This window comes from Bradyrhizobium murdochi (assembly GCF_000472965.1).
Taxonomy (GTDB): domain Bacteria; phylum Pseudomonadota; class Alphaproteobacteria; order Rhizobiales; family Xanthobacteraceae; genus Bradyrhizobium; species Bradyrhizobium murdochi.
The window spans coordinates 746,831-766,409 of sequence record NZ_AXAU01000001.1; the positions used below are offsets into that span (position 1 = coordinate 746,831).

Here is a 19,579-nt window from a genome sequence, read left to right on the forward strand (position 1 = left end):
CAAGCGACGGAAACCCCATGACCCCTTCCCGCGATATTTCCCGCCTCATCGAGATCATGGCGGCGCTGCGCACGCCGGTCACGGGCTGCCCGTGGGACCTCGAACAGAACTTTGCGACCATCGCGCCCTATACCATCGAAGAAGCCTATGAGGTGGCCGACGCGATCACACGCGGCGATTTCGATGATCTCCGCGAGGAACTCGGCGATCTCCTGCTGCAGGTCGTCTATCACGCCCGCATGGCGGAAGAGCAAAACGCCTTTGCCTTCGGCGACGTGGTCGAGGCGATCACAGGCAAGCTAATACGCCGTCATCCGCATGTGTTCGCCGACAAGGACGGCAACATCGCCCCCGCGGGCGTCAAGAGCGCGTGGGAACGCATCAAAGCTGAGGAAAAGGCCGAGCGCGCGGCGCGGCGGCCGTCGGAAGAGACCACGCACAAATCGCTGCTCGCAACCGTCAAGGCCGGCCAGCCGGCGCTGACGCGCGCGATGGAATTGCAGCGCAAGGCCTCCACCGTCGGCTTCGACTGGAACGATCCCCACGCGGTGCTGCACAAGATTCGCGAGGAGGCTGATGAGATCGAAGCCGCCCTGGAGAACGGCAAGCCTGACGAACTCGCGGCCGAAACTGGCGATCTCCTGTTCGCGCTGGTCAATCTGGCGCGACATGTCGGCGCCGATCCCGAAACCGCGCTGCGCGGCACCAACGCCAAGTTCGAGCGCCGCTTTGCCTACATCGAGCGCGTGCTGGCGGCCAAAGGCCGTTCGCTCGAGGACGCAACACTCGCCGAAATGGATGCATTGTGGAATGAAGCTAAGGATGCGGAACAGCCAGCCGCAGCCTCAGCGCGGATTGATCGGAGATAGGACGCGCGTTCGCGCGACAATTACGCCACCCGCGGAACGGCATCGAACCGCGACACCACGATATCGCGCTTGGTCTCGTCGACGCGCACCGTCATGTCGAAGCGTCCGTCGCGGAGCTCTTTGTTGAGCACTTCGGCATTGCGATGCAGCCAACTGATGCCGGCGCCGTCGGAAGCGTCGATGGAGAGGTCGAGCGTCGTGCGCGTCGCCGCCAGGCGATCCTCGATCGCGGTCAGCAACGCATCGATCCCCTCGCCTGACGCCGCGGAGACCAGGAAGCACGGCCGTTCCGGCGGGCGACGCGCGGCGATGTTGCGCAGGTTCTCGCGTTCCTCGGGATCGAAGCGATCGATCTTGTTCCAGACCTCGAGGATACGTGCGCCGGCATCCGGATCGATGCCGAGCTGACGCAGCACGGCATCGACGTCGCGCTCCTGCGCCGCCGCGTCTTCATGCGAGATGTCGCGCACGTGGAGGATGATATCGGCCTCCAGTACCTCTTCCAGCGTGGCGCGGAAGGCGGCGACGAGCTGCGTCGGCAGGTTGGAGATGAATCCGACGGTGTCCGAGAGCATCGCCTTGCCGCCATGCGGCAGGCTCAGCGCGCGCAAGGTCGGGTCCAGCGTCGCAAACAGCATGTCGGCCGCTTGCACGTCGGCACGTGTAAGCCGGTTGAACAAGGTCGATTTGCCAGCATTGGTGTAGCCGACCAGCGCAACCACGCGATACGGTACCCGCTGCCGGCCGGCGCGGTGCAGCCGCCGCGTCGCCTGCACCTTCTTCAGTTCATTTTCCAGCCGCGTGATGCGGTCGCCGATCAGGCGACGGTCGGCCTCGATCTGGGTCTCGCCGGGGCCGCCCATGAAGCCGAAACCGCCGCGCTGGCGCTCCAGATGGGTCCATGACCGCACCAGACGGCTGCGCTGATAGTTCAGGTGCGCGAGCTCGACCTGCAGCGCGCCTTCTTTGGTCTTGGCGCGGCGGCCGAAAATTTCCAAAATCAGTCCCGTGCGGTCGAGCACCTTGGTGTTCCAGGCCTTCTCGAGGTTGCGCTGCTGGATCGGCGCCAACGCGCAATCCATCACCACCAGCTCGATATCATGGCCTGCGATCAGGCCCGTGATCTCCTCGACCTTTCCCTTGCCGAGGTAAGTCGCTGGACGGATCTGGGTCACTGGCGCAATCAGCGCGTCGGCGATCGTGAGGTCGATGGCGCGCGCCAGACCCGTGGCTTCCTCAAGCCGGCCCTCGAAATCGCGCGCAGCCTCGTTCGCCTGCGCATCGGCATCGCCGCGGCGCATTCGCAAATATGGGCCGATGACGATCACCCGCCCACTTTGTTTGGCCCCCGCCGACCGCGGACGGTCGGCGCTCCCTTCACGGTCGAAGGGTTCCAATCAGTTCACTCTCAAGCCGGAGCATCCTCACCGCCCTCGAACAACTGGATCGGAGCGCCGGGCATGATGGTCGAGATCGCATGCTTGTAGACTAGCTGCGAGTGGCCGTCGCGCCGAAGCAGCAAGCAGAAATTGTCGAACCAGGTGACTATCCCCTGCAGCTTTACTCCGTTGACCAGAAAGATCGTCAGTGGCGTTTTTGTTTTACGAACGTGATTTAGGAAGGTGTCTTGTAGATTTTGTGCGCGGTCTGCCGCCATTGTTTTTGTCCCGCCGTCTTGTGCTTCTTTTTATTAAGCCGTTGTTGCTCTCTCGCGGAGCCTGCCCCGACCTGCCGGCCCACCCTGAGATCCCCCTCCGGTCGGCTCGACAGCACGATTAGAGGGTACGCGCGGTTATTAGGCAAGCCGGTTCGGGCGCCACCGGCGCGGAACCCAGTGGCCATTCTCCGCAAGCGTCCGGAAAGAGATAAATATTCCCAAGCAGATGCATGAATCGGAGAGACCCCATTGGGTTGGCGGCGCGTTCGATTCGTATCGCAGAAGCGCGATTCAATCAGCCTCAGCCAACCCCTAGCGCCTTGAGCTTGCGATGCAGCGCCGAACGCTCCATGCCGACGAATTCGGCCGTACGCGAAATATTGCCCGAGAACCGGCTGATCTGCGCGATCAGATAGTCACGCTCGAACACTTCCCGCGCCTCGCGCAGCGGCAACCCCATGATGTGCTCGCCATTGTTGCTGGTCGGCATCGCCGGCACCATCGAGCCGACATCCTGAGGCAGCATATCGGCTGTGATAATCGCTTCCGGACCGCCACCGGCCAGAATCATGACGCGCTCGACATTGTTCCGGAGCTGGCGGACGTTGCCGGGCCAGACATGGGACTGCAATACCGCCATCGCATCTTGGCCGATCTGCCGCTTCGGCAAGCCTGTCGCCGCCGATATCTGGTCCATGAAATAATCGATCAGTTCGGGGATATCCTCGCGGCGTTCCGATAGCGGGGGAACACGAATCGGCACCACTGACAATCGATGGTAGAGATCCTCCCGGAATCGCCCTTCCGCGATCTCCTCCTCCAGATTGCGCGCGGTCGAGGAGATGATTCGGACGTCGACATGAATCTTGGCAGCGCCTCCCGAGCGTTGAAAGGTCTGATCGACCAGCACGCGCAGGATCTTGTTCTGGGTTTCGCGCGGCATGTCGGCGATTTCGTCGATGAACAGCGTGCCGCCGTGAGCCTCTTCCAACGCGCCAGGCTTGCGCGGCTGCTCGCCGTTGGTCTGCTCGATGCCGAACAGCTCGACTTCCATCCGTTCCGGGGTAATCGCCGCGGCGTTGATGACGACGAACGGGCCTTCTGCACGGCTCGATGCATTGTGCAGCGTGCGCGCCGCCAATTCCTTACCCGAGCCGGAGGGGCCGACGATCAGGATGCGGCTGTTGGCCTTGGCCGCGCGGTCGATGGTCTGGCGCAACTGGTTCATGCAGGCGGAGCGTCCGGTGAGGACGCTCGCGGTGGGAGCCAGTTGCTTGAGTTCCTTCACCTCGCGCTTGAGGCGCGAGGTCTCCAGCGCTCGCGTCGCCACCAGGATCAGCCGGTCGGACTTGAACGGCTTTTCGATGAAGTCATAGGCGCCCCGCTTGATCGCTGCCACCGCGGTCTCGATGTTGCCGTGGCCTGAGATCATCACCACTGGAACGTCGGCGTGCTCCTTCTTGATTTGCTCGAGCAGTTGCAGGCCGTCGAGCTTGGAGCCCTGCAGCCAGATATCGAGAAACACCAGATGCGGGCGGCGGTTGGCGACCTCGGCCAATGCCGAATCGCTGTCGCGCGCGGTACGGGTATTGAAGCCTTCGTCTTCCAGGATGCCCGCAACGAGGTCACGAATATCGGCTTCGTCGTCGACAATCAGAATGTCACTGGCCATGGGTTACACCTGCCTTGTCAGTTGCCCGTTGCGGCTTCGGTTTTTGTTTCATCATTGGTCGCGGATGCCGCCTTATTGGTTTCGTCAATCTGTGGTTTTGTCTCCGGAGCCGGATGCTTCGGCGCATGGCCGGATACGGCGAACCGCAGCCGCATCCAGGCGCCGCGCTGTCCGGGGCGGAAATCGGAGGCGTCCTTGAGCTCGATGCGGCCGCCATGGTCTTCCAGGACGCGGCCGACGATGGCGAGCCCGAGACCGGTGCCCTTCTGGCGCGTCGTCACATAGGGCTCCAGCAACCGCGCACGGCTCACTTTCGGCAGGCCGACACCGTTGTCGATCACGTCGATCACGATGTCGTCGCTTTCGCGCGCGGCGATGACGTCGATGCGTCCCTTGCCGAGTTCTTCCGGCGGGACCTGCTCGATCGCCTCCGTCGCGTTCTTGATGATGTTGGTCAGCGCCTGCGAGATCAGCCGGCGGTCGAACTGCGCGCGCATCGGGTCCTGCTTGATATCGGCCTCGATATCGAGATCGGGATGTCCGACCTTCATCAGGAATACCGCCTGCCGCACGGTATCGGCGACGTCCTCGCCTTCCATGACCGGCTTTGGCATCCGCGCGAAGCGGGAGAATTCATCAACCATCCGCCTGATGTCGTCGACCTGTCGCACGATGGTTTCGGTACATTGTTCGAAGATGTTCTTGTCTTCGGTGATGACCTTGCCGAATTTGCGGCGGATGCGTTCGGCCGAAAGCTGGATCGGCGTCAGCGGATTCTTGATCTCATGGGCGATGCGGCGCGCCACGTCGCCCCATGCCGAGGTACGTTGCGCGGAGACGAGCTCCGTGATGTCATCGAGCGTAATGATGTAGCTGTCACGCGAGTGGCTGGTCTGCTCGGCGCTGACGCGGACCGACAGGTTGCGCTCGTGGCCGTCGCGGGTGATCGTGATCTGGCCTTGCACCAGGCGCTGCGTCCCCTCGCGCGCGGTCTTCATCATGTCATCGAGTTCGGGCAGAACGTCCGATAGCGGATGGTCCAAGGTCTCCGATTCCGCATGGCCAATCAGTTTCTCGGCCGAGCGATTGAGGATGCCGACGCTGCCCGAAGCATCGACGCCGATGATACCGGCGCTGGCCGAGGAGAGCACCGCCTCGATGAAGCGGCGTCGGCTGTCGATCAGCTCCGAGGCGCTGACCAGCTCGTCGCGCTGGGTGCGCAATTCGGCCGTCATCTTGTTGAAGGTCTCGCCGAGTTGGGCGAGATCACCCTCGGATTTATGGACCGGCACCTGGACATGCAGATCGCCGGTCGAAACGATGTTGGCCGCGCTCATTAGATTGCGGATCGGCGCCACCAGCCAGTTGGCGAAATTCAGCCCGATCAGCACCGACGCCATCAGAATGGTCAGCGCAATCACCGCAAACATCAGCGCGAAGGCGACCTGAATGCCGAGCCGGCGGGCTTCGATCTGGGCATATTCGGCGACGCTGGCCTCGGTCTGCTTGAGCTGGCTGATCACACGCGGATCGAGCAGGCGTGCCACGTAAAGGAAGGTATCGTCAAAGGCGCGCAACCGGATCACCGCTGCCACATAATTGGCTTCGGGAAAGACCGCGATCGGCGGCTCATCTTCATTGACGTTGCTGAGAAAGTCCTGCGGCGGTGTCGTGAATTCCTGCTGGATTCCGGTCTTCGCCGTGACCAGGATGTTGCCATTCTTGTCAACCAGCATCGCGGCTGGCAGGTTTCGTGCGGCCGCATTTGCGGTCAGCAGTTCCTGAAACGACCGCCGGTCCTGATCATACAACGGTCGCGCGCGGGCAATATCTTCCGTCATACCCAGGATGTCGCCACGGATAAGCCTTGCGTGCTCCTGCATGTAGGCGCGGGCAACGGTCAGCGAGTTCTCTATGACCTCGCGCGTCGGACCCGAGAACAGCCGGTCGAGGCCGCGGTCGATGGTCACGTTGGCGACGATCGCGACGAGTACGGCCGGCAGCACGGCGATGATGGAGAACAGGCTGACGATCTGAACGTGCAGCCGTGCCGCGGCCCGGCCACGCCGCCGCGCCTGGATCACCAGCCAGACTTCGCGGGTTATGATTGCGACCAGCAGAAGTGTGGTCGCTGCATTGATCAGCAGGAACGAATAGACAACCTGGCGAGTAGGCTCGATCGGCGTCAGGCCGGCCAAGACGATGAAGGTCAGAAATGCCGACAGCAGCGCGACGGCGACCGCAAACGGTGCCACCCACTTCCGCAGGATCCCTCCTCCGGATTCGGTAAGCGATGGGTCGAACGATGGTGCCGAGTTCGTCTCTGCGGTGTTCATTCCGGCAATTCGGTGAGCTGAAAGGCTATGGCCCGCCAATTGCGGACTGATGCATTCATATCACAATGTTGCCGAATTGCGGCATCAGTAAGATGTTTGTTTTATCAATAGCTTACCGGAATTCTTTTCACGCGAGTGGTAAAATTACCAAGCGTCGAATCATCCTCACCAGACAATTATCCGCAGCGTGACGGCAACCCATCGGGGAAGGTGCCATCGGCAAGCTTTGTCGCAAAATCGGACAAGGCATGGGGGATTCGGGAAAGACGCCCAAGCCGTCCTGGGCCAGAACCGTGCACCAACATTCGAACCCGAGGTCCCGTCCTGCCCAAGTTCCCGCGCGGCCCTGCCAGCCCCGCATCCATCGTCGCGGCTATGAAGTGGGTAGCGGGTCTTCCGCCAAAGACACGTGCCAGCTTTGCCAGGGGTCGGTGCGTTCGCGGCACCTATGCCCCATCCGATCAAGCCAAGGAGATCACGAAATCCTGTAGCTTCACCAAGCCATCGCGCGTGCTGGCGCGCTTCTCGGTGGAAGGAGGCCTAGACACCAACGACACGTTGTTGCGCGGTTTCAGCTTCCGGCTTGGCAGCGATGGCCAGCGCTCGGAAATATTCACACAGAGCGCCCCGGTTCATTTCGCGAGGACGCTTGACCAGATGTTGGCTTTCCTCCGAGCGCGCATTCCAGGACCCGACGGCAGGCCGGACTTGGAAAAGGTCGAGGCATTCTCAGTTGCCAATCCCGAGACGCTGCATCAGGCAAGCTACATAGCCGCGCATCCGCCGCCCGCAAGCTTTGCCTGCACAACCTATTGGGGCGTGCACGCTTTTCCCGCGACGAATTCGAAGGGCGAGACCAGGTTCATCAAGTTCAAGGTCACGCCGGTTAGCGAACAGGCGACCGAACCCAAGGTCAGGGTAAAGCCTGCCGGGCTGCTGCACGACGACCTCGAAACCCGGATCGCGGCTCGCGATATCAGGTTCAGCGTAATGGCGCTGCTGGATCGTCCCGGTGACCCCGTCATGGACGTGACCGTCCGATGGCCCGATGAGGACGGACGCGAAGCGGTGCGGCTGGGTACGATCGTGATCACCGGTGTTGAAGCAAACGATGCGGGCGACGAGCCCGTGTTCAATCCGGCAACTCTGGCCGAAGGCATCGGTCATCCGCCGGACGAGATGTTTGCGGCCCGCCGCGCCGCTTACACTATCTCGCGGACAAGGCGTCGCTGAGCGGACGAGGCTGCTGCCGTGCTCCGATCACGTTTCGCTTTCCGGTGCGCCCAGCATTTCGCGACGCCACACTCCCGGGCTGACGCCGATCACGGAGGTAAACACCCGCGTAAAGTGGCTCTGATTGGCGAACCCCGCCGACACCGCAATTTCCGCCAGCGGCAGGTCGCGAACGGTCATAAGCTGCCTGGCCGCCTTCACGCGCTGGCGAAGCAGCCACTGGTGTGGCGGCAGGCCGGTGGAGATGCGAAAGGCGCGCGAAAAGTGGCTGACCGAGAGATCGAATTCTGCCGCGATCTGTTGCAACGAAAGCGTCCCGCCGAGGTCTGACTCCAGTCTTTCACACGCGCGCTTGACCTGCCACGGCGCAAGGCCGCCGCGGGCCAGCTCGGTATTGCGCCGCAGTCCGCCATAGGTCTGGGCAACGTGCGCGGTGAGCGCGAGCATCATGTGATCGATGAAAAGCTGGTTCGCCTCGGACGGCCGCCGCAATCCTTCCAGGAACGAGGCGCCGATATGACGGACGACCGTGTCGTCGTGGCCGACGCCGAGCTCACATGCAAGATCGCCAATGCGCGGCGCGCCGGACTGTTCAGCGATGCCGTCGAGCGCCGAGCGCGGAAGATGGAAAAACAGGGAGTGAAACGGCTTATCGATCACATAGCGCGGATCGCGCTTGAGATCGTACAGATAGGTTGCGCCGGCCCGGACATCCCTCTTCATGATGCACTTACCGCGCTCCCAAAGCTCGCAGTCCGGATAATCGTGAAGCTTCAGGCTGACGAGAAAGGCGTCCTCCGGTGTCAGCGTGCCGGAAAGGCCGGGTATCGGGTTATCATCGCGCGTTTCGGTGACCGCCAGTTCAACGCCGCGCAGTGAACGCGTGACCAGCGACGGCGGCGCGTCTTTCAGGTGCAGGAATCGCCCGAGCCTCGCGCCAAACGCGCCCGCCTGTGCCATATGCGTTATCTCACTTTGAATTTGGAAGGGCTGGTCACCGCGCCGTCAGCGAAATGAATGCGTATTATCTGCTTTCAGAGCGTGGCCGTCTACGATGTTTGGCCGAGACCGTTATCTCATCAGCTTTGTGACAACGCAGCCGCTTGCTTTGGAATGGCAGCACTGTGGTCCATTTGCAACCCAAGCACACGCAATGGTAGCGGCCTTTGCCTCATTCGACGGCAGAGGCCGACCCTGCCCAACCGTTGAGCGACTTCGGTCACAAACGCTTGATGGCCGCTTGCAGCAAGATCAGGCAAAGCACCGCCGCTTTAGGAAAGACCCCCGTAGCTCGACGCGCCTAGAACGCGCACCGAAAGCTCTCGACGCTTGGCGGCATCAGTACGGTCAGACAGGAAGCAACAGCTTCGCGTCAGCACCGCAAGTCAGGCCCGGCGGCGCGAGCGAAAGGCCCCCTTCAAGCGAGCAACTGCCATGAGCAAGCCAATCCTGCGCAATTCTTCGCAAGTGAATTCCCACACCGCGTCAGACGCGGATCCTTCGCAGATCGCCGATTCCCGTACTGCCGATGCGGAGATGGCACGCGTGCTTCACACCAAACCACTCCGCATGGCTTTGGACACCTCCGGGGCCGGGATCGCCCACTGGAAGCATGACCCATTGCACGACGTCGTCGAGCCCATGACCCACCACGTCATCATGGCTTACAACGGCTCGGTGCAGCGCATGGAGCGGCGGACAGGAAGATCGGTTGCGATTGGAACGTTCCGTCCCGGGGTTCTGATAATCATTCCGGAAGGATCAAGCTCCCGATGGGATATTCCAAAACCTGTTGATGTCGTTCAGCTCTATCTTCCTGACACAACGCTGAAGCGGGTTGCCGACGAAGCCGGCGCCCCCACATCGACCAATCTCCTGGAGCGAACGGCGCATCCTGACCCCATTACGTCCCGATTGCTCCTGAGCGCCTCGGATGTCCTGGAGGGCAACGAGGCCCTGGATACGCTCTTCAGGCAGCAACTAACGGACCTCCTGGCCACCCGTCTGTTGGCTGCGCACACCGGCTCGCCAACCACGATCCAGCCGGTCATGGGCGGGTTGTCACCGAAGGTGCTCGGCCGCGCTATCGAGCGCTTGCGTTCGGATGCCGATGCGGACGTCTCGCTCGCGGCGCTCGCTTCCGATGCTGGCCTGTCGCGCTTCCATTTCTGCCGTGCCTTCAAGGAAAGCACGGGGCTTTCGCCGCATGCTTGGCTACGCCAGCACCAACTCGAGCAGGCCATGAACATGCTGCGGGACACGGACGCGTCGGTCGTCTCGATCGCAGCCGCGCTTGGCTACTCCTCGCAGACCGCTTTTGCCGCCGCGTTCAGGAAGCTGACCGGAGAAACACCGAGCGATTGGCGGCGACGCATTCGGTAACAGCAATCGCTCTACAGGTACGGCAATCGCTCTGGGGCAGTCGCAAATCCAATTCGCTAAATCAACGTTACGCCCAACGCCAACACCGGATGGAGACAAACGATGGCCTGGATGAACGTCGTTAACCCCTTTGCAATCGCACCGCGGCGGAGAGTCGTCGCGACCGCACTCATGTACGGACTTTCGTTGAGCGTTCGCTTCACCTCGGCAGCGGGCGAAGAAACGGAAGTTCCGGCACATGCCGTCCAAACCGCCAACCCTGTCAGTTCCATCATCTTCTACAAGGACTGGCCCGCGAAGCCCGCTCCGTTGATGGCCTTTCAACGCGGCCCGCTCCTGGAATCCGGCGGCTGCCGAACGGCATGTGAACGTCCCATGCCAATGTCGCTAATGCTGGACTGCCCCGCACCGTAACAGCCCGGCACTCGTTTCACATCATCTTTGCGTCATCGATCGGAAGAGGTTTGCCGCCAATGCAGGGCGGCGGCGATGACGCGCGCACGTCCGAGAGAATCTAACCAGAGGAGCAAACCATGCGACTTGTTATCATAGGAGCCGGCTTCGCCGGCATGTACGCCGCACTTTCCGCAGCCCGCCTGCGCGACATCCAGGGCGTTTCGCCCGAGGAGCTCGAGATCGCACTGATCGCACCCGAGCCGACGCTGGTGGTCCGTCCCCGGCTCTATGAATCGAAGCCGGAGACCCTGACGGCGCCTCTGCTCGATGTCCTCGAGGCAATCGACGTTGTCTACGTGCAAGGCAGCGCCGAAACGATCGACACCAAGGCTCGCATGGTGCAAGTGGCTACGGCCAAAGGCACCCGAAAGACTCTCTCCTACGATCGCCTGGTCGTGGCTACCGGCAGCCGCCTGTTCCGCCCGAATATTCCCGGTCTTGCCGAGCACGGCTTCAGTGTCGACTCGCTCGAAGATGCAGTCGCCCTCGACAAGCATCTGCACGGCCTTGCCGATCGTCCGGCATTGAACGGACGCGACACGGTCGTCGTTGCCGGCGGCGGTTTCACCGGCATCGAAGCGGCAACCGAGATACCGTCGCGGCTCCGCAAGATCCTCGGCAAAGATGCCAACCTTCGCGTCATCATTGTCGACCGCAACAGCGCGATCGCTCCCGATATGGGCGAAGGCCCCCGCCCCGTCATCGAGGACGCGCTGCGCAAGCTCGGCGTGGAGACCCGACTCGGCGCCGGCGTCGCCTCGCTCGACGAGTCCGGCGTCACGCTCTCCAGCGGCGAGCACATCGAAGCCGAGACCGTGATCTGGGCCGCGGGCATTCGCGCAGCGCCGCTGACGGCGCAGATCCCCGCCGAACGCGACAATTTCGGCCGCCTGCTGGTGGACCGATGCCTGAGCGTACCGGGAGTTGCCGGCGTCTTCGCCACCGGCGATGCCGCCCGCGCCGCCTGTGACGACGATGGTAACTACGCGCTGATGTCGTGCCAGCACGCCACGCGGATGGGCGCCTTCGCCGGCAACAACGCCGCGGCCGAGCTGCTCGGCGTGCCGACCAAGCCCTACCACCAGAAGGCCTATGTCACCTGTCTCGACCTCGGCGAGGCCGGCGCGCTGTTCACGAGCGGCTGGGAACGCAAGGTCAAGATGGTCGGCGGCGTCGCCAAGAAGACCAAGCAGGAGATCAACACCGTCTGGATCTATCCGCCGCGTGCCGAACGTGCCGCCGCGCTGGCCTCGGCAGATCCGGAGCGTGTGACTGATGTGACCGGCTTCCTCTAGCCCTTCACGCGAAACGGGCCGCGGAAAGCGCGGCCCGCCCAGAATCGAGCATCAAGATCGAGCGAAGGAGTTTTCAAAGATGAATCAGACGATCCGCAACACTCAGGAGGAGACAAACATGAACCTCAACATGACCGCACACCCCGTTAGATCGAAGCCCGACGAGTTGGTTCCGTCGCGCTACGCGCTGAAGGTCGGTGAGATTGACGTGCTGGTGGTCAGCGATGGCGTGCTACCGCTCCCAACCGCAATGTTGGCCCACAACGTCGACCCGGCCGTCCGGGCGGCCTGGCTGGACGAGATGTTCCTGCCGCCGGACGCGTTCGATTGGGCGCTGAACGTGGTCGTGGTGCGTAGCGGCGGCCGGACCATACTCGTCGACGCTGGGCTAGGGTTCGACCCGGACTTGCACTTGCCGCGGGCCGGGCAGTTGATCAAGCGACTGGAGGCCGCCGGCATTGATCTTGCGTCCGTGACCGACGTGGTGCTGACCCACATGCACATGGACCACATTGGCGGGCTGCTCGTCGACGGGGTCAAGGAACGGCTGTGTCCTGACCTGCGGATCCACGTGGCGGCCGCCGAGATCAAGTTCTGGGAGACGCCCGATTTCTCCCAGGTCTCCATGCCGCCGGGATTCCCGGACGCGCTTCGGTCGGCCGCCAAGCGGTTCGTGAAAGAGTACCGCAGCCAGTTGCGGCCGTTTGAGGAGGAGTACGAGGTGGCGCCGGGGGTGGTCGTCCATCGCACCGGCGGCCACACCCCCGGGCACAGCGTGGTCCGCGTGGCGTCCGGCGGCGACCGGCTGACGTTCGCCGGCGACCTCGTGTTCGCGGTCGGGTTCGAACACCCCGAGTGGTACAACGGCTTCGAACATGACCCCGAGGAGTCGGCCCGCGTTCGTATCAGTCTTTTGCGGGAGCTGGCGGCGACCGGCGGCCTCCTGGTGGCCACTCACCTGCCGTTCCCATCCATCGGCCATGTGGCGGTCGACGGCGACGCCTTTCGTTGGGTACCGGCCATCTGGGATTACTGACCGCTTGTGTAGCGCCTCACGCGACACGGGCCGCGTTCCGAAACGCGGAGCGCGGCCCGCTGACCTCAGATCAATCTGGAGCTCGACGACGATGAAACACGAGACCGTGCGCGCGAGCGCGTTCGCCATGCCGTTGACGAACCCGGCCTTTCCACCCGGCCCTTACCGGTTCGTCAACCGCGAATACTTCATCATCCGCTACAGGACCGATCCGGAAGCGCTGCGCCGGATCGTGCCGGAGCCGCTGGAAGTGACGGAGCCGGTGGTGAACTACGAGTTCATCCGCATGCCCGACTCGACCGGCTTCGGCGACTACACCGAAAGCGGTCAGGTCATTCCGGTGAGCTACCAGGGCCAGGCCGGCAGCTTCGTCCACCAGATGTTCTTGAATGATCATCCGCCGATCGCCGGCGGGCGCGAGCTGTGGGGCTTTCCCAAGAAGCTGGCGCAGCCCAAGCTCGCCGTCGAGATCGACACGCTGGTCGGCACCCTCAACTACGGCTCGGTTCGGATTGCGACCGGCACCATGGGCTACAAGCATCGCGCCCTCGACACCGCGACTGAGGCGAGAAAACTCGCCGCGCCGAATTTCCTGCTCAAGATCATCCCGCATGTCGACGGCACGGCACGCATCTGCGAGCTGGTGCGCTACCATTGCGAGGATATCACCGTGAAGGGCGCATGGACCGGGCCTGCTGCGCTCGACCTCTACTCGCATGCACTCGCTCCCGTTGCCGAGCTGCCGGTGCTGCAAGTGCTGTCAGCCAAGCACGTCGTTGCCGACCTCACCCTCGGGCTCGGCACTGTGGTGCACGACTATCTGTCGCCAGGCGCGTCCGAACGACGACGCGCATCCGGTTCCGAAATCTTGATCGAAGCCAACGCCGGCTGATCGGATCAGCCGCAATGCAGGGAGTTCTGGCAATGTTGAACGTAACGCGCGAGCAAATCAATTCTGCGCAGCAGATCAATTCGCTGCCATACGATGTCGTTGCGCTGGTGCTGCAAGGTGGCGGCGCGCTCGGCGCGTATCAGGCCGGCGTCTATGAGGGCCTGCATGAAGCCGGCATCCGGCCGAACTGGCTGGCGGGCATTTCGATCGGCGCGCTCAACGCCGCCATCATCGCGGGTTCGCCCGAAGATGAACGTGTCGCACGGCTACGCGAATTCTGGGAGACCATCTGCGCCCATTCAATAGAATGGCCCGCCGGCGAAGGCTTGGCCAATGCCTTGCCCTTTGCGTTCGACATCAAGTCGGTGCGCAACGCGTTGGCGGCGACGAGAGCCCTGGTCCAGGGTCAGCCTGGCTTTTTCAAGCCGCGCTTCCCCTCGCCGCTGTGGTCGCCGTTCTCCGGCGATGCGGCGACCAGCTTCTACGACACCGCACCGCTGCACCGGACGCTGGAGCGGCTCGTCGACTTCGATCGGCTGAACTCCGGCGAAGTGCGCATCAGTGTCGGCGCAGTCAACGTCCGCACCGGCAACTTGACCTATTTCGACACCGCCGAACGCCGACTGGGACCGAAGCATTTCATGGCTTCAGGCGCGCTTCCGCCGGGATTTCCCGCCGTCGAAATCGAAGGCGAGCACTACTGGGATGGCGGCGTGGTCTCCAACACGCCTCTCTCCCGCGTATTGTCCGGCGATGCGCGCGACACGCTGACATTCCAGATCGACCTCTGGTCGGCCAAGGGCCGCGTTCCCTACGACATGATGGAAGTGTCGAGCCGGCAGAAGGACATCCAGTATTCGAGCCGCACACGCGCCGTAACCGACCAGGTGCTGCGGATGCAGAAGATGCGCCAGGCGTTGCAGCGCACGATCGAGAAATTGCCGGAAGCCGCAAGGAACGATCCGGAAATGCGCGCCATCGCCGATCTCGCGCGGCATCGCTCCCACAACATCATTCACCTGATCTATCAGACCAAGCTCCACGAGGGCCATTCGAGGGATTACGAGTTCGGGCTGAGCGCGATGCGCGCACACTGGCAGAGCGGGCTGGAAGACATCCGCCGCACCCTCTCCGACCGGCGGCGCCTCGACCCGCCGCCTCCCGAGCTCGGCATCGTTACCCACGACATCCATCGCCGCGATTGAGCTCACGGCAGATTTCATCTCAAACCATCGAAAGGAATTGCCATGTTGAAGGGCAAGGTAGCCATCGTCACCGGATCGACCAGCGGCATTGGGCTCGGAATCGCAAAAGAGCTTGCAAAGCTCGGCGCCGACCTCGTATTGAACGGGTTTGGCGACGCAGGCGAGATCGAGGCGATCCGCAGCGGCATCGAACGAGAATACGACGTCCGCGTCGTTTACGACGGTGCCGACATGTCGAAGGGCGACGCTGTGCGCGGATTGATCGATGCAACGATCAAGAAATTCGGGCACCTCGACATCCTCGTCAACAATGCCGGCATTCAGTTCACTGCGCCCGTGGATGAATTTCCGGCTGCCAAGTGGGATGCAATTCTCAGCATCAATCTGTCCGCCGCATTCCACGGCATTGCAGCGGCAGTGCCCCAGATGAAGAAGCAGCGCTGGGGACGCATCGTCAACATCGCCTCTGCGCACGGCCTTGTCGCTTCAACCCACAAGGCCGCTTACGTCGCGGCCAAACACGGACTGGTCGGTCTGACCAAGGTGGTCGGCCTGGAGACCGCTGGAAGCGGAGTGACCTGCAATGCGGTTTGTCCAGGTTGGGTGCGAACGCCACTGGTGGAAAAGCAGATCAGCGATATCGCCGCTCAAAAGGGCATCAGCCAGAAGGAAGCAACCAACGAACTCCTTGCTGAGAAACAACCGTCTCTGGATTTCGCGTCTCCGGAGCAGCTTGGCGGCACCGTCGCCTTCCTGTGTTCGGCCGCGGCGGACCAGATAACGGGTACCGCAATCTCCGTCGATGGTGGCTGGACTGCGCGGTAACAGGCGCGCAGCGAACGTTGTCAGCTCCTCAGCGTACACCCTTCCTCAGTGATCACAGAAAGAGATCGAACATGCAAAGTGAAAAGGTCGTGATTGTGACGGGCGGCAGCTCCGGCATCGGACGGGCAGCGGCGCTGCGCTTCGCTAGACAAGGCGACAAGGTCCTCGTCACCGGCCGCCGCCCCGGACTCATCGAAGAGACGATGGCCGGGCATGCGAACATCGCAGGATTGGTCGCAGATGCCGCTTCCGTCGAGGATGCCAAGCGCACAATCGCAAAGGCGGTCGACACCTGGGGAAGGTTGGATGCGTTGGTCAACAACGCGGGCGCGGGTGCAATCCTTCCGCTGGCCGACACGACGGCTGATCGCATTACGGACATCTTCTCCGTCAACGTGCTCGGCCCAAGTCTGCTTGCTGCTGCTGCTTTGCCTCACCTGAAGGCGAGACGGGGCACGATCGTCAATGTCTCGAGTACCTTCGGCCACAAGCCCGCGGCTGGGCTGTCCCATTACGCAGCCAGCAAGGCTGCATTGGAGCACTTGACCCGCTGCTGGGCGCTGGAGCTTGCACCGCTCGGCATAAGGGTGAACGCCGTCGCGGCGGGCCCCACCGAATCGGGCGCACTGACTGGCATGATGGGACTCTCCCCGGAACAGGCGGCCGAAATCAAGGAGCAGGAGCGCGCGCGCATACCGCTCGGGCGACGCGGCGTTCCGGACGATGTCGCAGAATGGATCGTGCGGCTTGCCGGCCCCGCTTCCGAATGGATGACGGGCCAGGTGATCGCTGCCGACGGCGGCTTGGGACTGGCTTAGTTGCTGTGACGTTACTTGGCGAGGAACGATGACCATTTTCTCACCGAAAACGAAAAAGATGATCGGCTTGTCGCTGTGCCTCGGCGCCGTCGTCGTCGCAGCTGGCGGCTGGGCCTATGCCCGTTCAAACGAGACGTTCACCGACAACGCCTATATTCGCGGGGACATGACCTCGCTCGCGCCAAAGGTTGCAGGCTACGTCACGGCCGTGGAGGTTCAGGATAACCAGACCGTTCGTGCAGGCGACGTCCTGTTCCGGATCGACGATCGGGACTACCGCGCACGCCTTGCGCAAGCCGAGGCCAATGTCGAAGCCGCCCAAGCTCGCCTCGCCAATGTCGATGCGGAGACCCAACTCCAGCACGCCCTGATACGGCAGGCCGAAGCTCAAAAACTTGCGAGCGTGGCCGAGATGAATCTGGCCCGCAAGGCCTCCGATCGCCGCCGTGAGCTGATCCGCACCAACGCCGTCAGCCAGGCGCAGGTCGATGAAAGCGATGCGGCGCTATCGAGAACCGAGGCGGGCGTGTCGGCGGCGTCGGCAACGGTAGAGGCCCAGCGGCAACGCATCGCGGTCCTTGCCAGCCAACGCGAAGCTGCCGTTGCTGCAGTGGCGCAGGCGCACGCCGCACGCGATCTCGCTCAGATCGATCTCGACCACACCGTGGTGCATGCGCCGGTCGACGGCGTCGTCGGCAACCGCCAGGTCCGCGTCGGCCGGCTTGTCGCGCCGGGTACATCCTTGCTCGACATCGTTCCGGTCAAGGACGTGTGGGTGGTGGCGAACTTCAAGGAAAGCCAGATCGAACATATCCGGCCAGGACAGCGCGCCCGCATCACCGTGGACGGCTATCCGAACCAGACGATTGAAGGCGTGGTGGACAGCTTTGCGCCCGGCAGCGGGTCTGCGTTCACCCTGCTCCCCACCGACAATGCGACGGGAAACTTCATTCGTGTCGTTCAACGCGTGCCTGTGAAAATCCGGTTCGCCAGGAATCCATTGCCCGGCCGCGTCGTGCCCGGTCTGTCCGCGCGTGTCGAGATCGATCGAGGAAGCGGCACATGACCGCGATCGCCGACGCCACGCCAGGCTACGACAGGCGCGCGGCAGGAACCATTCTTGTCGCAGGCATCGTGCTCGCCACTCTGACGGAAGCGATCGCAAGCACCGTCCTGTCGCTCGGGCGCAACGATATCATCGGCGACACCCATGCAACTCCCGACGAGTTCGCCTGGCTGGACATCGGATACACCGCTGCGAAGCTTATCGGGTTCATGGCCGCCTCCTGGCTCATGACGCGCACCAATCCGCACCGCCTGATCATCGGTTCGACGCTGGTCATGGGCACGGCCTGCGGCATCGCCGCCATCACAGATCGGCTGGACCTGCTGGTCGCACTCCGCATCATACAGGGCTTCTCCGGCGGCGTTTTGCTTGTCGCCGGGCAGTCGATCATTTTTCTCGCCTATCCGCGCTCCTGTCAGCCGATCCTGCAGGCCCTGTTTGCGATGGGATCTGTCGTCGCCCCCGCGACTCTCGCCCCGGCGCTCCAGGGATGGTTGATCGACAGCCAATCGTGGGCATGGATTTTCTTCGGCGTCGTTCCGGTGGCCCTCGCCGCTATCGGACTTCTGCTGATCGCTGATCCATCAAGGCTCGTTACGACCGCGCGCCTTCCGTTCGACTGGGTCGGCTTCTTGCTGATATCAGTCACGTTCTTCTGCCTCACCTATGTTCTCAATCAGGGTAGCCGATGGCGCTGGTTCGAGGAGCCTCGCATCGTGTGGCTAACCGTGATCGGCGCAGTCGCTTTGCTAGCGTTTCTCGGCCAACAGGTGATGGCCAAAAGCCGAGGCCTGCTCGATTTCTCCCTGTTCCGGTCGAGCGATTTTTCATTCGCCTTCATCGTCAGTTTCGTCGCCGGTGCCGCATTGTTCGGCAGCGCGTATCTGATCCCATCGTTTGCCGTGTCCGTTCTCGCATTCACACCTACCGATGCCGGCCAGCTCCTGTTGCCGAGCGGCGCGTTTTTCGTCGGCGCCCTCCTCGTGGCCGCCTTCCTCATGCAGGTCCGCGGCGCCTCGCCCATCGTCACCGTGCCGTTCGGCATCCTCATGATCATGGCCGCGATGTGGATGCTGTCCGGCTCGACCAGCGAAAGTGGCGCCGACGACATGATGGCAGCTATTCTGCTGCGCGGATTTGGACTTGGCTTCCTCTTCCTGTCGATCACGCTTATCGCTTTCAGCGAGCTCAACAACCGCAATCGAGCGTCCGGCATCGGCCTTTTCAACGCGGGTCGTCAGCTCGGTGGCCTCATGGGGGTAGCCGGGCTCCAGACCATGATCGACCACAATGTCACCGCCAATGCCGCGGTGCTCGGTGCCAGTGTCACCGCAGGCGTTCCTGCGGTCAGCGAGCGGCTGACGACGATGAGCGCCATGCTCGCGGCGAGAGGGATGGACGGCGTGGCCGCCGGCCGGGCTGCGATGGGCCTGTTAGGCCGAACCGTGACCGGTCAGTCCACCGTGATCGCTTTCGACACCGCGTTCGCTGCAGTCGCTCTCCTCTTCGTCATCGCTGCGCCCGTGCTGGTCACCATCAAGGTCGCGTTCGCCCTGCACGCGAAGATGCGCGTGGCGCAGTTGCCCCGGACCGAGGAGCCGAGAATGAGACATCATCCCGCACCGAAGCCCGCTCGACAAGACAATGCTGCACCGAAGCCGGTCGCTCGCGCCGACATCGTGCTGGCGATGAGCGAGGCACTCGCTCATTCGCGCGGCGCGCCCGCTGGCCTCAATGCTATCTTCGATCGAAGCGGATATTCGAAGGAAGACATTCTATCGGCATTCGAGAGCATCGACGATCTCATCGTCGCGATCGCCGAACACAAAGCCTCCCT

The 19,579-nt window shown here is 62.8% G+C and carries 16 protein-coding genes and 1 pseudogene; 12 read left to right on the forward strand and 5 right to left on the reverse strand.

Features of this window, described 5'->3' with window-relative positions:
* Positions 1 to 17 precede the first annotated feature (17 nt).
* On the forward strand, positions 18 to 869 hold the full coding sequence (mazG, locus tag YUO_RS0103840) for a nucleoside triphosphate pyrophosphohydrolase (RefSeq protein ID WP_028346100.1): 852 nt from the start codon (positions 18 to 20) through the stop codon (positions 867 to 869).
* A gap of 20 nt (positions 870 to 889) precedes the next feature.
* Here mazG and hflX read toward each other — a convergent pair whose 3' ends face one another.
* From hflX to YUO_RS0103860, 4 genes are all read right to left on the reverse strand, one after another.
* A complete protein-coding gene (gene hflX / locus YUO_RS0103845; protein WP_028346101.1) occupies positions 890 to 2,266 on the reverse strand; it encodes a GTPase HflX in 1,377 nt (458 codons plus the stop codon).
* Between the two features lie 11 nt (positions 2,267 to 2,277).
* Positions 2,278 to 2,526, reverse strand: a complete 249-nt coding sequence (gene hfq / locus YUO_RS0103850; RefSeq protein ID WP_006020546.1) for an RNA chaperone Hfq — start codon at positions 2,524 to 2,526, stop codon at positions 2,278 to 2,280.
* Positions 2,527 to 2,827: 301 nt separating this feature from the next.
* Complete coding sequence (ntrX, locus tag YUO_RS0103855; protein WP_028346102.1) at positions 2,828 to 4,198, reverse strand: nitrogen assimilation response regulator NtrX; 1,371 nt, start codon at positions 4,196 to 4,198, stop codon at positions 2,828 to 2,830.
* A 17-nt stretch (positions 4,199 to 4,215) separates the two neighbouring features.
* Complete coding sequence (locus tag YUO_RS0103860; protein ID WP_028346103.1) at positions 4,216 to 6,534, reverse strand: sensor histidine kinase NtrY-like; 2,319 nt, start codon at positions 6,532 to 6,534, stop codon at positions 4,216 to 4,218.
* 375 nt (positions 6,535 to 6,909) lie between these two features.
* Between YUO_RS0103860 and YUO_RS0103865 the strand changes: the two genes are divergently transcribed.
* Positions 6,910 to 7,767 carry a catalase gene (locus YUO_RS0103865; protein WP_083754452.1) on the forward strand — a complete coding sequence of 286 codons (858 nt, stop codon included), beginning with the start codon at positions 6,910 to 6,912 and terminating at the stop codon, positions 7,765 to 7,767.
* Between the two features lie 27 nt (positions 7,768 to 7,794).
* Here the strand turns inward: YUO_RS0103865 and YUO_RS0103870 are convergent, their stop codons facing one another.
* A complete protein-coding gene (locus tag YUO_RS0103870; protein ID WP_028346105.1) occupies positions 7,795 to 8,727 on the reverse strand; it encodes a helix-turn-helix domain-containing protein in 933 nt (310 codons plus the stop codon).
* A gap of 474 nt (positions 8,728 to 9,201) precedes the next feature.
* Between YUO_RS0103870 and YUO_RS0103875 the strand changes: the two genes are divergently transcribed.
* From YUO_RS0103875 to YUO_RS39695, 10 genes and pseudogenes are all read left to right on the forward strand, one after another.
* Positions 9,202 to 10,149: a helix-turn-helix transcriptional regulator gene (locus tag YUO_RS0103875; protein WP_028346106.1), complete on the forward strand. Its 948-nt coding sequence runs from the start codon at positions 9,202 to 9,204 to the stop codon at positions 10,147 to 10,149.
* Between the two features lie 102 nt (positions 10,150 to 10,251).
* The gene (locus YUO_RS0103880; RefSeq protein ID WP_028346107.1) at positions 10,252 to 10,563 is read left to right on the forward strand and encodes a hypothetical protein; all 312 of its coding nucleotides are present in this window, start codon (positions 10,252 to 10,254) and stop codon (positions 10,561 to 10,563) included.
* 119 nt (positions 10,564 to 10,682) lie between these two features.
* The gene (locus tag YUO_RS0103885; protein WP_028346108.1) at positions 10,683 to 11,900 is read left to right on the forward strand and encodes an NAD(P)/FAD-dependent oxidoreductase; all 1,218 of its coding nucleotides are present in this window, start codon (positions 10,683 to 10,685) and stop codon (positions 11,898 to 11,900) included.
* A 79-nt stretch (positions 11,901 to 11,979) separates the two neighbouring features.
* A complete protein-coding gene (locus tag YUO_RS0103890) occupies positions 11,980 to 12,936 on the forward strand; it encodes an MBL fold metallo-hydrolase (protein ID WP_028346109.1) in 957 nt (318 codons plus the stop codon).
* 91 nt (positions 12,937 to 13,027) lie between these two features.
* The gene (locus YUO_RS39690) at positions 13,028 to 13,828 is read left to right on the forward strand and encodes an acetoacetate decarboxylase (protein WP_035725836.1); all 801 of its coding nucleotides are present in this window, start codon (positions 13,028 to 13,030) and stop codon (positions 13,826 to 13,828) included.
* A 32-nt stretch (positions 13,829 to 13,860) separates the two neighbouring features.
* Positions 13,861 to 15,033 carry a DUF3734 domain-containing protein gene (locus YUO_RS0103900; protein WP_035725840.1) on the forward strand — a complete coding sequence of 391 codons (1,173 nt, stop codon included), beginning with the start codon at positions 13,861 to 13,863 and terminating at the stop codon, positions 15,031 to 15,033.
* 42 nt (positions 15,034 to 15,075) lie between these two features.
* Positions 15,076 to 15,858 (forward strand): 3-hydroxybutyrate dehydrogenase, encoded by a 783-nt coding sequence (locus YUO_RS0103905; RefSeq protein ID WP_028346111.1) that lies wholly within the window; start codon positions 15,076 to 15,078, stop codon positions 15,856 to 15,858.
* Between the two features lie 71 nt (positions 15,859 to 15,929).
* The gene (locus YUO_RS0103910; protein ID WP_028346112.1) at positions 15,930 to 16,676 is read left to right on the forward strand and encodes an SDR family NAD(P)-dependent oxidoreductase; all 747 of its coding nucleotides are present in this window, start codon (positions 15,930 to 15,932) and stop codon (positions 16,674 to 16,676) included.
* A gap of 28 nt (positions 16,677 to 16,704) precedes the next feature.
* Positions 16,705 to 17,742, forward strand: coding sequence for an HlyD family secretion protein (locus tag YUO_RS0103915; RefSeq protein WP_028346113.1), 1,038 nt, complete (start codon positions 16,705 to 16,707; stop codon positions 17,740 to 17,742).
* Positions 17,739 to 19,313 (forward strand): annotated as a pseudogene (locus tag YUO_RS39695) (DHA2 family efflux MFS transporter permease subunit); the annotation flags it as partial. The gene YUO_RS0103915 and the pseudogene YUO_RS39695, both read left to right, overlap by 4 nt.
* Positions 19,314 to 19,579 lie beyond the last annotated feature (266 nt).